Below are 12,137 nucleotides of genomic sequence, written 5' to 3' on the forward strand. Positions count from 1 at the left end.
CCTTAACAAGAGCGTAAACAGACTTATGGTAGACTCCCTCAAAAAACCAGCCTTTGAAGAACTCCGGCCTGGGGTGAAAGTGCCCTCCAAGGAAACAATCCTGACGCCCCGGTTCTACACCACAGACTTTGAAGAGATGGCCAAGATGGACATCTCACCCAATGAAGATGAACTTCTCGCGATCCTTGAAGAATTTCGCACCGATTACAATCGCCATCATTTTGTGCGGGATGCGGAGTTTGAACAGTCTTGGGATCACATTGATGGTGAGACTCGCCAATTATTTATCGAATTCTTAGAGCGTTCTTGCACGGCTGAATTTTCTGGGTTCCTCCTCTACAAGGAATTGGGACGCCGGTTAAAGGACAAAAACCCACTTTTGGCAGAGTGCTTTAATTTAATGTCGCGAGATGAGGCGCGTCACGCCGGCTTCCTCAACAAAGCGATGTCAGACTTTAACCTGTCGCTAGATTTAGGTTTCCTCACCAAAAATCACGCCTATACCTTCTTCAAACCAAAGTTCATCTTCTACGCCACCTATCTATCTGAGAAAATCGGTTACTGGCGCTACATCACCATTTTCCGTCATTTAGAAGCACATCCAGAACACCGGATTTACCCGATTTTCCGCTTCTTTGAAAACTGGTGCCAAGATGAAAACCGGCACGGAGATTTCTTTGATGCCATCATGCGCTCTCAACCCCATATTTTGAATGATTGGAAAGCCAAGCTATGGTGCCGGTTCTTCCTGCTGTCAGTGTTTGCAACGATGTATCTTAACGACATCCAGCGGAGTGACTTCTACGCTGCACTGGGTTTAGACGCTCGTGAGTATGACATTCTTGTCATCCAAAAGACCAACGAAACCTCAGCACGCGTATTTCCAGTGATTTTGGATGTAGATAATCCAGAATTTTACCAGCGTCTTGATATTTGCATACAGAATAATGCTAAACTGTCAGAAATTGCTAAATCGGACGCGCCTAAGATTGTCAAGTTTTGCCAAAAACTGCCTCACTACCTCTCCAATGCCTGGCAGTTGGTACGGCTTTACTTTATGAAGCCGATTGAGACTGCTCCCATGATGGAGGTAGTTCGTTAGGTTTCCGGTTTCGCTCCTCTGTTAGTTTGGTTAGCGGTTCTGCATTAAGTAGAGCCGTTTTTTTTTGGTGAGTGTTAGGACAATTAAATCAATTACTTTTATCTGTAAATGTCCTGGGTTTTTAACCCAATCGTGCAAAATTTAGCGCCAAGCCGGCTAAACAAGTTTGAAGATTTTTACATCTAGAAATCAAAGTTTTAGGGCTATCTGAGTAACAACTAATTTGACGCGAAAATATAAAATTGTGTGTTTGGGAGCCGGCTGATTGTGAGATTTAAATGGGATGAGTTACAAGAGCTAAAGCCAAGAAAATTAGCCTACTTGCTAGCGGGAGTTAGCGTATTTCTCACACCGGCATTCAGTTGCTTTGCCACGCCTTTAGAAAGCTTAAATCCCCCTGAGCTATCACAAACCCCAACCACTCAAACTAACGAGGTGGATTTAGATCCCCAAGTGATTGAAAACAGTCCTGTGCTGCAGCGTTGGTTGCGTGAGGTGCCTGATGTTTTAGAAGATATTCGGAACGATCCCAGCTTCAAGACACGAGTGCGGCTGGGTTATTCCCATTTTCCCTCTGATCAGGGTGCCGATGGGTGGAATGCCGGCGTGGAAGATGTGTTTATTGGGCGCACCGGCTTCACCGTTAGCGGAGATTATCAGGCGTCTTTCAACGGCGGTCGCACCGCAGCCGGCGTTAACGTGCGTTATTATGCGCTTCCTTTAGGCAGCTATGTCAATATTGCGCCGGTTGTCGGCTACCGGCACTTGGAAACAAAGGCTTACTCCACCAACGGCATCGAACTCGGTGCAAAGCTAATGTTGGCATTGTCACGGGGGGGTGCGGCAGATATCTCATTAACGCAAACTTGGGTTAAACCCGGAACGGGTGAAGATGTGGGTTTAACAACTTTTTCCGTGGGATATGCCGTCACTCGAAATTTACGTCTCTCCACCGACATTCAAAAGCAGAATGCAAGGGAAGATAAAGATAGTCGCGTCGGTGTGGTTTTAGAGTGGATGCCCTAAAAATCAACCTCTGAAATAACCTTCTTCGAGTTACTTAACTCAGCGGAAAAACGAATCTCTTATATTTTCACTCAGCGAATCCATTTCAAATCATGATTTTAAACTTATATTTTGCGAGGCAACTCAACTTGGAAAGTAGAACCCTCTCCTAACCGGCTTGTAACAGTAATCGTGCCGTTCATCAAGCGTACCAGCGAGTCAGTAATTGCTAAACCTAAACCCGTACCTGGATACCTGCGGGCAAGCGTCTGATCCACTTGGCGGAAGGCTTCAAAAATGTGATCAATCTCTGTCTCCGCAATACCGATGCCGGTATCTTCAACTGTAATGACTACCCGATCAGATGGCTGTTCGTATACCTCAACCCGTATACTTCCAGACTCGGTAAACTTAATTGCATTAGAGACAAGATTGATTAAAACCTGCCGTAGACACGCTCGATCAGTGCACAAATTACGATTTTGCACATCAATGTAAACATCCAACGTCAATTTTTTTTCAGCCGCCAGCTTATTAAATTGTTCGACGGTGGGTCTGACTAACTGGACGACATCAAACGTTTCCCGTTTGATACCTCGAAGGCCGGCCTCAATGTGCGAAAGGGCAAGAATATCATCAATCAGCATCAGCAAATTTTTGCCATTGTTGAGAATGCGATCTGCCATCTTTGTTTGGTTAGAAGTCAGCGGATCGGGGCGCTGGCGCAACAGCAGTTGAGCGAAACCGATAATTACATTAAGCGGAGTCCGCAGTTCATGAGACATGGTGGCTAAAAATTGCGATTTCAGCCGCGCTGCTTCAAGAAGCTGCAAGTTTTGCAATTGAATTTGTTCTCGCTGATTTGCGAGTTCCTGGTTTTGACGGGCCAAGATGTGATTTTGAACCGCCACGAGTTCTTCTCGCTCCTCCAAAATATTAATGAGCTGGGCGTTGTTAATTGCAATGGCCGCCTGTTCTCCCACGGCAACTAATAAGTGCTGCCACATTTCCAAATCAAACGCACCGCTATCGTCCCAACTGCCAGTTGCCAGCACACCTAGCCGGCCCGCTTGCGCTGATTCAATCGCCACTGCATAGACAGCAGCCGGTTTCCCGAGTGTTTGGTGGGATTTGGGTTTTTCCCAGCAAATAGCTGGGTGTTCTCGCCCGCCTGTTGGGGAGTGATTTTCTTGCCGGATTAATTGGCATTTGCCGGTGGAAAAGACTTGACTGAGCAAACCGTCCTCTGTCGCTAAGGCTTTTCCCATCGGCAGATTTTCCGTTCCCATGCCGGCTGTCGCAGTTAGTTCCAGTTGGCCGGTGCTAGGGTTATGCAACACAATCAGACAAAACTGTGCGCTGGGAATTGAGTCACAAACCGCATCCACCATGACTTGTAACAAACCTGGCAAATCTGCAAGACGCTGGTTAACTAAATTTGTTAGCCGTTGCAGCGTTCGCAACTGTTGTTGCTGTTCATCGAGAACTAAAACCACCTGAGACAGGTTTTTGCTGGTTTCCTGCGCCTGCCGGTAAAGCTGCGCCTTATCTAAAGCCAAAGCCGCGCGCCGGCCTAAATCTTCAGCTAAAGTCATATCCGCTTGCGTGTAGCGCCGCACCCTGTCGGAGAGAACCAGCAAAATCGAGCCGAAAGTTTGCTTGCCGAACCGGATAGGCAAGCACATATAGGATCTAAAATTCAACGCTTGTAACAGTTCCAAATGCTCCGCATCGTTGGCGATCGCCTCCATCTTGGCGTCACAAATATCAAACCCGACAGAAATTTGCCAAGGCTGATCTGTCTCACCGCAGCGCAACCGCTTGAGGTAGCTGTAAGTCCCATCCGCATCTGCCGGGTAACGGCGCTGCAACTCGCGTACTAGGGGTTCACGAGACGGATCTTTGTGAGCAACTGCCACACAGCGACAAGAGTCGTCGTCAGCATCAATAATATTAATAGCGCACCAGTCGCCCAGGTAAGGCACAACCAGTTCAGCTAAATTTTCTAAAGTTGTTTCATAATCAAGCGATGCCGCCAGCATGGTACTCGCTTCAATCAGGAAATACAGGGCCGATTCTGTCCGCTTTTGCTCAATGGCAAATCGCTCTTGGGCCGCAACCACCTGAGATCGGGCCACTTGTTCGCGACCGATCAGTTCCTCTTTCAATTGTTTGGCGGCATCGAGTTGCACGCTTTGTTTGCGAACCAGTTGATCGAGTTCTCGGTTGAGGGTGTGAATTTCTGCCTCGGCTTGTTTGCACTCGGTGACGTCTCGCGAAACGGATATAATTTCTTCGACGGTCCCCCGCTCTGGATGGCGAACACACCGGCTGCTCGTCTCAAACCAAATATAATTCCCATCCTTGCGACGGATGCGGTAGCATAAGGTGTAAGTAGAAGGCTGATTGAGAGTGTCTGTTTGGGTTCTTTTGAGCGCTGCCTTATCTTCCGGGTGGAAAAACTCATGAACGTCCCGTCCAAGCAGCTCATCCGGCTCATAACCAAGCAAGGTGCGGCTAGCTGGGGATGCGTAGAGGTAAACACCGGCTGGCGTATGCCTGGAGATCAGGTCAGTACAGTTCTCAGCCATTAACTGATAGCGCTTTTCACTTTCGCCCAGAGCCTCTTGTGAAAGCTTGCTACTGTCAATGTCTGTATAAGTGCCCACCCATTCTAAGATTTGGCTATTTTCCCCAAACACCGGCTCTGCTTTGGCGATAAACCAGTGATAGGTGCCATCCGCCCGCAATAGGCGCAGTTCCGTTTCATAAAAGCGGCTAGAGCAGTTGGCAGTTAAATGAGCTTTCGCTAAAACCTGCCGGTGGAATGAGAGGACGCGATCATGGTCTTCTGGATGAATTGCCCTGGTAAATCCCAAGCCCAAGGCCCGTCCTGGTTCCACGCCTGTATATTCCTGCCACCGGCGATTCCAATAGCTAACTAAGCCATCTGCTTTAGACCGCCAAGCAATCTGGGGGATGGCGTCTAAGAGCCGGTGTTGTCGGGATTCGCTACTGATAAGGCGCTGCTGTAAGCTTTCGACTTGAGCTTGAAGTTGTTCTAGGCTTTTAGGATGGCAGCTCGTTTCCGATGGCTGTTGAAGATTAATATTATTCATAGCGTTTTTTCATTTCATCCACTCGTCACTCAGCTAAAACTACTTCCTTGCGGGCCGGCACTAGAGTGAAAAATGGCCTGCTAAAGCGAGAGCGAAAGATTTTATAATCTAAATCTATCCCTTTCGCATAGCTACTCACAGCTACCGCTAGGTGTATTTCTTGCAAAAAAGTTGAGTGGTTGATAAATAATTTTTTTTACAGTAAAACCCTTGTACATTTGGCTAGGTGAATATGAGCGAAATTCGCGTTGTTCTGATTGAAGACCACGACCTGACTCGGATCGGTATCCGGACAGCTTTACAACAGCGTGAGGGTATTAAAGTCGTTGGAGATGCTGCCAATGCCATAGAAGGGCTAAAACTGCTGAAAGCGCATAAACCTGATATTGCAATTGTCGATATCGGCTTGCCAGATATGGACGGCATTGAGCTGACCCAGCGGTTTAAAGAGTCAATGGTAGCAGGGTCAGATCCCCAAACAAAGGTGCTGATCCTGACGTTTCAGGATAGCGAACAGGAAGTTCTGGCCGCTTTTGCTGCCGGTGCGGACTCCTACTGCATGAAGGATATCCGGTTTGAGCAGCTGCTCGAAGCCATCCGCTCAACCTATGAGGGTAACTCCTGGATCGATCCGGCGATTGCCGGCATCGTGCTGCGCCAAGCGCGAACCACGCCGTCGAATGGCGCTGAAGAGGTCAATGCCAATACCACCGTTTCGATTCACGCCGCCGATCCTGAATACAGCCAGCTGATAGAAGCTTATCCTTTGACTGAACGGGAGTTGGAAGTTTTGGAGCTGATCGTGCAGGGTTTCAGCAATGCCGCGATTGCCGAAAAGCTTTACATTACCGTCGGAACAGTTAAAACCCACGTCCGCAATATTTTGAACAAGCTGTCTGCCGATGATCGCACCCAAGCTGCCGTGTTGGCGCTGCGTTCTGGATTGGTGGGATAAACTGCTTTATCCTGAAATGCAGATGATGGAGTAACTGTTTTTTTTGTCAACGTATATTTGGATAGAGCTTGAATATCAGGTGTGGCAATAACTTGCAAACACTTGAGGACAAACAGAGACTCAAGAAATGTTACACACGCTACAAAAATAGCTCAGTAATTGCTCTGAGTTCGGCCGGCTCAGCAAAAAAAATGATTGACAAAAAAAGCCGACGCTCAATCGGACAACGCACAAACTAGATAAAGGTGTAAAAACAAGCTCAAGCTCAAGCGGGACAAAACAAAATACTGTTTAAAGCGGGTTTAGATTTAGTAACGATCTAAACCCGCTTGTTTTATGCCAGGGTTTTCTCAGACAAGTTTAAGCAAACGTTATATCTCCAGAATGATGCCAGAGCTTGGTTACATCTGAAAAACTAAAGATAACAATTTTTACGGGTCAATTTACATGGCAAGCCCCATTGAATTTAATTTATTTGCTCCTTATAACGAAGGAGCGGCCTTAATTGGGTCGTTTTCTAATTGGGAAGAGATCCCCATGAAAAAAGGCGAAGATGGTTATTTTCGCACCCAAGTTGACCTAGAAGATGGGGTTTATCAATATAAATTCCGCGTTCAATCTAAGTCATGGTTTTTTGAAGCGGATCAATGGGTAGAGGTCGTTGATCCTTACGCAACAGATATTGATAATCCCACCCAAAATGGCGTGGTGAGGATTAAAGAGGGTCAGCGAATCATTGATACTTACGTTTGGCAACACGATGACAAACCGTTGCCGGCAGACAGTGAATTAGTCATTTATGAAATGCACGTCGGGGATTTTTCCGGCGGGGAAGATGACCCTTATGCACGCGGGCAATATAAGCACGTTATTGAAAAATTAGATTACCTTTGTGAGCTGGGGATTAATGCGATTGAGCTGATGCCGGTGAAAGAATACCCGGGTGATTATAGCTGGGGTTATAACCCGCGACACTTCTTTGCAACCGAGTCCAGTTATGGCAGCACAGAAGATTTGAAACGCTTAATTGATGAGTGTCATGGGCGGGGTATTCGAGTGATTATGGACGGGATTTATAACCACTCAGAAGCCGAAAGTCCGCTGACACAAATAGACCACGATTACTGGTATCATCACTCGCCACGCGACCCCGATAATAACTGGGGACCAGAGTTTAATTACGAACATTATGACGAAAACTTAGATCTCAAGCCGGCTTGGAAATTTACGGGTGACACTGTTCGTTTTTGGGTTCAAGAATATCACATTGATGGCATTCGCTACGATGCCGCCAGACAAATTGCCAACTACGATTTCATGCACTGGATTGCTAAAGAAGCGAAGCAAGCTGCTGGGCCGAAGCCATTTTATAACATTGCCGAACACATTCCGGAAACGACTACCATCACGAACTTTGACGGGCCGATGGATGCCTGCTGGCACGACAGTTTCTATCACTGTGTTTTAGAACATATCTGCGGCGATACCTTTGATTTAGAGCGCCTCAAAGATGTGATTGATTGCAAACGTCAAGGCTTTATGGGAGCCACGAATGTTATCAATTACACAACCAACCACGACCACAATCATGTTTTAGCAGAATTAGGTGAGCGCGGCATTTTGGGTGAGGCGGCGTTTAAGCGGAGAAAGTTGGGCGGTGTGATTACAATGACCGCAGTTGGGGTTCCCTTGCTGTGGATGGGTGAAGAATTTGGGGAATACAAATACAAAACCCAAGAACAAGCCAAAATTGATTGGACGCTATTAGGACAAGACGACAATCGCGGTTTGTTTGAAGTTATGAAAGGCTTGATTCATCTGCGTAAAAGCACTCATGCTCTGTATACAGAAAATATTGAGTTTTTCCATGAAGATGCAGACTCAAAGGTGTTAGCCTACACGCGCTGGAACGATGAAGGTTCTCGTGTGGTTGTTGTGGCTAACTTTTCAGACAACTATCTCGGTGGTTACACGATTCCTAATTTCCCAGAAAACGGAACTTGGCACGAATGGATCGGCAATTATGACGTGGAAGCCGGCGATAACAGCATCATGGTTGACTTGCCAGAATACGAAGCGAAAGTCTTTGTCTGGCACTAATTAAATTGCCTTTAAATACAAGAGAACGCAGAGTGACATCACCCTGCGTTCTCTTGTATTTACCTTTGCGCCGTTAAAAACCTTTTGCACAGGCAAACAAATTTTAGCTCACAAAACTGTCCCGAGTTCTTTGAGGTAAACGCGCACTAGGGGTTCACCATCTCCCAGCCGGTACTGTTCGATCAAGCCTTGGCGTCGGATAGAAATGTTATCTGACTCATTGATAATGACCGTAGAATCCTCCGAAGCGTTGTGCATAAGCATCATTTCGGTTTCGGTGGGATTATCTAGAACCACCATATTACTGTACTGGTAAAACATTCCATCAGTTTCCAGGATGTTTTCGCAGTATTCTGCAATCAGCAGGTCAAGTCTGGGATGACGCACGAGGTTTTGAATGTTGGTGTTGTAATCTTTGTGCAGGTTCTTTTCTGAACGATTGATAAAGACGCCCTCACGGCAGACAGCGCCGATTATCCAGTCGGGGTGCTGCAAAAGAATATGGTCAATGATTTCTTGGAGTTCTTTAACTGAAATCCGGTTAAAGGTGATAATTGGGATTCTCGCATCTGCGTCGGTTTTAAAGAACGTTTCCAAAATAGATGAAGGCACATCAACGCTTTCACCAATCGCAGGATTCAGGTGCATGAAGATGCCCGGTGCTGAGTTAATTTCGAGGATGCCAAAGTTGCCATCTTTCCAAGAAGTCGAGAGATTTTTGGCAATGACATCAATCCCCAGACACGTGAGACGGAAGTGCTGTGCGATGTCTTGCGCGAGGATGATGTTGTCTGGGTGAACGGTGCGTGTGGCATCAATGCTGACTCCGCCGGCAGAGAGGTTGGCGACTTTACGAAGAAACACAGTGCGATCTTTATCAATGACGCTATCAATTGACAAGCGCTGTTCTTCCAAGTACATTTCCATCGACTCGTCGCACTTAATTTTGCTTAAGGGCGAAGTGGGTGTATCTAAACGGGTTGCCGTCCGGTTTTGCCGATCAATTAATTCGGCAATGGTTGATTTTCCGTCCCCAATCACAGATGCGGGCCGGCGTTCTGTGGCGGCAACAAATCTGCCGTTGACGCACAGCAAGCGAAAATCTGCCCCAGAAATGCTTTTTTCAACAATGATATCTGCCGATTGGCCCTCTGGGGTGGCATCCACCGCCCTGTTATAGGCAAAGATCAGTTCTTCTTTGTCTCGCACATCAGCCGTCACGCCGATGCCTTTATGCCCGATCACCGGCTTTACGGCAACTGGGTAGCCAATTTTTCTGGCTGTTGCAATGGCATCGTCACAGGAACCGACGATATCGCCGTTAGGAACCGGGAACCCCAAGGTTTGTAAAAATGCTTTACAGTCATCCTTGCGAGTGGTGAAATCTGAATCAATATGACTGTCGCAGTCAAAGGTGGTGGCGATGCCCCGAATCAGTTTTTTACCATAGCCGTATTGCACAAGTCCTTCATCCCACAAATAAAATGTGGGAATTCCTTTGTCGTTGGCGGTTCGCCAAAGCGTGTAAACTGTTGGCCCGCCATAAACGGAATGCCGGAAAAGATTTTGAAAGGTTTTGATTTGAGTGTCTAAGTCAAAACGATCACCTTGAGTGATGGCTTCAAACCAATCCCAAACGCAGTAAACAACGGCCCGATTGGTACGTGCGTGCAGTGCTTGCACCCCGATTCTCATAAAATGTGCGAAAGGTTTGAGACTCCAGTGATCAAGGTGTAAACCCATGTCTAGTTTGCCAACTTCTGAGACGGTTCGGGCAAACAGATGGCCATAGGATTCATAACTTTCATCGCGGATGTCGGGGTAGCGATCCCCAATGATCGAGACGTAATCATCGATGGCTAAGGGATGCAGATGGCCGGTGAGGGCAAAGTCGAAAACTAGCGCCGCCCTATCTAAGTAAGGATTCGGGCCGATGAAATATTTGAGGTTGAAAATGTCGAAGGCGTCGCTCTTTCTGGCATTGACGCGATATTTATCGATGAGAGTCTCTTGAATCATTGATTACCTCCGTTTGGCTAAACACCCGATAAAATCTAGAAACTTGATCGCCTCTACCCCAGTCCTTCTTGATATCTGAGGGGGGCTTTTGATTGCCGGTGACGGCACAACCGATGAATTAGTTAAGCGTGTTGGGCTTTCTCAGCCGGATGAAAGCCTGGGCTAGGCGAAACGCATTTTGCCATCTAGCTCAGCTAGAGCGTAACGTTATTTGTGTTGTATTTCAGCTACCCAAAGGCATACTCCAGCCAAGGTTGAGGTAACCTCTCTGGTTTTGCCACCCGCTGCCGGCTAGTCAGGAGTATTAATAAATTGCACACAGAGAATCCTTGAAACTTCTTAATAAGCGGTTTTTTTATTTATTTATATGCAATTTAAACATAATTTTAGAAAAATTGTCAGACAGCAAAAAAGGCTGTGGTGAAGCTTATGCCTGAGTAATTTTACTTAAGATTAACTAAGGGCGGATTCCATTGAGCTGAATATATAACTTTTGATAGGTGTAAGGACTCCCACAATGTTGATAAATAGAATGTATAAGAAAACACTAAGGAGACAGCAAGATATGAATGCTACACAGGCTGATCTCAGAGATGAAGTTCACAAACTAGCTGAGGAAGCTTTCCATCGCAAACTCATTTCTGGCTATGGCGATGGGGCAAACCGCAATGAATACCAAATCGTATACGAGGGCAAACCCAGACATTTCTCCCTTGAGCACGCTCGCTATTTATTACTCAATTTAACAAACCCGTCGCGTGTGTAAGTGGATAAACCGGCACAATATTTGTTCTCCCGGTGCTGTTGGTATAAAAGAGTAACCTAATTTCTCAGACAGCTCCCCCAAGCTTCCATCTGCTGTGACTTTAGCAATCCCCCAAAACCCCCTACATGGGGGTTCTTTTTGTTGGAGGGTCAATTTTATCTTCTGTAAAATATTAGTTGTGTTACTGAAAAATTAATCATCGCAGAAATATATTTATACTTTCTTATTTTAAATTAATATTTTAATTTCAATAATTATTTAAAGCGATAACACTTTCGGGCTATCTCTTGCTCTTTGCATAAGTCAAGAAAAAAACTTCCAAAGTTAGTGCCGCCCCTATCTGCCTTTTAGCTGGGCAAGAACTCTACCTTTGGTGGATGAGGCTGCGAGTGTAATTGATTAATATATAAAAAACTATAAAAACTTGTCAAACAGCTTAAAAACTCGTAACTCAGCGCTCACCAGGTAGTGAGCCATCCAAAAGCAGATTTAGAAAGTAATAAGAAGCTATGATCCTCTCTCCCGTCTGTTTAATTACTCTAGTGGCTGCTGGTGCAGCAGTTTGGACACTCCTGCACACAACGAATGCCCTATTCACGCTTGTTGCTTTAGGGGCAGTAATTGTTTGCTGCCTGTTGGGTTTTACTTTCGCTCCTTTGCCGTTGCGAGTCTTGATAGTCTTCACCGTTATTGGTGCAGATTGGCTGCAAGTTTCAAGTAGAAGCTAGCCAAGAATGAGGGAATTTTAGCTAATTGCATCAGCAGCAAAAACACGCGGCATTTTTGGGTTTTGTCTTAGAAATTTTTGAGGTTTGCTTACTCAAATTACCGGCTGAGGATAAATCGGTTAAGCGCCAGCCTCCGCCGCGCAGCAAATCTCGATGGCCGGCTGCAAAGACTTAACCTAATCAGTATAAAATTAAAAAAGTTAGGATTAAAAATTCCCTGTTTAGGATGGCTATTAGAGAGAAATACTCACTTCAGAGCTGGCAGGAGCTTGTTTATCTGCTGCGTGAGAGACAACTAAAAGGCGGCTTAAAAAGGTGAGCCACAGGAAGTTTGCTTTAGTCT

General features: G+C 46.1%; 8 protein-coding genes. 6 read left to right on the forward strand and 2 right to left on the reverse strand.

The features are described from left to right. The first annotated feature begins 25 nt into the window (after positions 1-25). Together acsF and H6F56_RS12520 are read left to right on the forward strand one after the other, a co-directional pair. Positions 26-1,102, forward strand: a complete 1,077-nt coding sequence (gene acsF, locus H6F56_RS12515; RefSeq protein WP_190668543.1) for a magnesium-protoporphyrin IX monomethyl ester (oxidative) cyclase — start codon at positions 26-28, stop codon at positions 1,100-1,102. A 267-nt stretch (positions 1,103-1,369) separates the two neighbouring features. Next, entirely contained in the window at positions 1,370-2,128 is a 759-nt protein-coding gene (locus tag H6F56_RS12520) for a hypothetical protein (RefSeq protein ID WP_309236512.1), read from the forward strand. A gap of 104 nt (positions 2,129-2,232) precedes the next feature. On the opposite strand, the gene H6F56_RS12525 is transcribed toward H6F56_RS12520, so the two are convergent. Beyond that, complete coding sequence (locus H6F56_RS12525) at positions 2,233-5,226, reverse strand: PAS domain-containing protein (RefSeq protein WP_190668548.1); 2,994 nt, start codon at positions 5,224-5,226, stop codon at positions 2,233-2,235. 232 nt (positions 5,227-5,458) lie between these two features. Between H6F56_RS12525 and H6F56_RS12530 the strand changes: the two genes are divergently transcribed. Continuing rightward, positions 5,459-6,181 carry a response regulator gene (locus H6F56_RS12530; RefSeq protein ID WP_190668550.1) on the forward strand — a complete coding sequence of 241 codons (723 nt, stop codon included), beginning with the start codon at positions 5,459-5,461 and terminating at the stop codon, positions 6,179-6,181. 447 nt (positions 6,182-6,628) lie between these two features. Next, positions 6,629-8,281: an alpha-amylase family glycosyl hydrolase gene (locus H6F56_RS12535; protein ID WP_190668553.1), complete on the forward strand. Its 1,653-nt coding sequence runs from the start codon at positions 6,629-6,631 to the stop codon at positions 8,279-8,281. A gap of 108 nt (positions 8,282-8,389) precedes the next feature. Here the strand turns inward: H6F56_RS12535 and H6F56_RS12540 are convergent, their stop codons facing one another. After that, entirely contained in the window at positions 8,390-10,300 is a 1,911-nt protein-coding gene (locus H6F56_RS12540) for a cyanophycin synthetase (RefSeq protein ID WP_190668556.1), read from the reverse strand. Positions 10,301-10,865: 565 nt separating this feature from the next. On the opposite strand from H6F56_RS12540, the gene H6F56_RS12545 reads away from it, so the two are divergent. Together H6F56_RS12545 and H6F56_RS12550 are read left to right on the forward strand one after the other, a co-directional pair. Further along, entirely contained in the window at positions 10,866-11,066 is a 201-nt protein-coding gene (locus H6F56_RS12545; RefSeq protein WP_190668558.1) for a hypothetical protein, read from the forward strand. 509 nt (positions 11,067-11,575) lie between these two features. Further along, a complete protein-coding gene (locus H6F56_RS12550; RefSeq protein WP_190668561.1) occupies positions 11,576-11,794 on the forward strand; it encodes a hypothetical protein in 219 nt (72 codons plus the stop codon). The last annotated feature ends 343 nt before the right edge of the window (positions 11,795-12,137 follow it).

Origin of the sequence: Microcoleus sp. FACHB-672 (assembly GCF_014695725.1) — a bacterium.
Lineage (GTDB): Bacteria > Cyanobacteriota > Cyanobacteriia > Cyanobacteriales > Oscillatoriaceae > FACHB-68.

Excerpts from the sequence above, each read along its gene's own strand:
- acsF (WP_190668543.1), top strand. The coding sequence starts at position 26 with ATGGTAGACTCCCTCAAAAAACCAGCCTTTGAAGAACTCCGGCCTGGG.
- H6F56_RS12525 (WP_190668548.1), bottom strand. The coding sequence starts at position 5,226 with ATGAATAATATTAATCTTCAACAGCCATCGGAAACGAGCTGCCATCCT.
- H6F56_RS12530 (WP_190668550.1), top strand. The coding sequence starts at position 5,459 with ATGAGCGAAATTCGCGTTGTTCTGATTGAAGACCACGACCTGACTCGG.
- H6F56_RS12535 (WP_190668553.1), top strand. The coding sequence starts at position 6,629 with ATGGCAAGCCCCATTGAATTTAATTTATTTGCTCCTTATAACGAAGGA.
- H6F56_RS12540 (WP_190668556.1), bottom strand. The coding sequence starts at position 10,300 with ATGATTCAAGAGACTCTCATCGATAAATATCGCGTCAATGCCAGAAAG.
- H6F56_RS12545 (WP_190668558.1), top strand. The coding sequence starts at position 10,866 with ATGAATGCTACACAGGCTGATCTCAGAGATGAAGTTCACAAACTAGCT.
- H6F56_RS12550 (WP_190668561.1), top strand. The coding sequence starts at position 11,576 with ATGATCCTCTCTCCCGTCTGTTTAATTACTCTAGTGGCTGCTGGTGCA.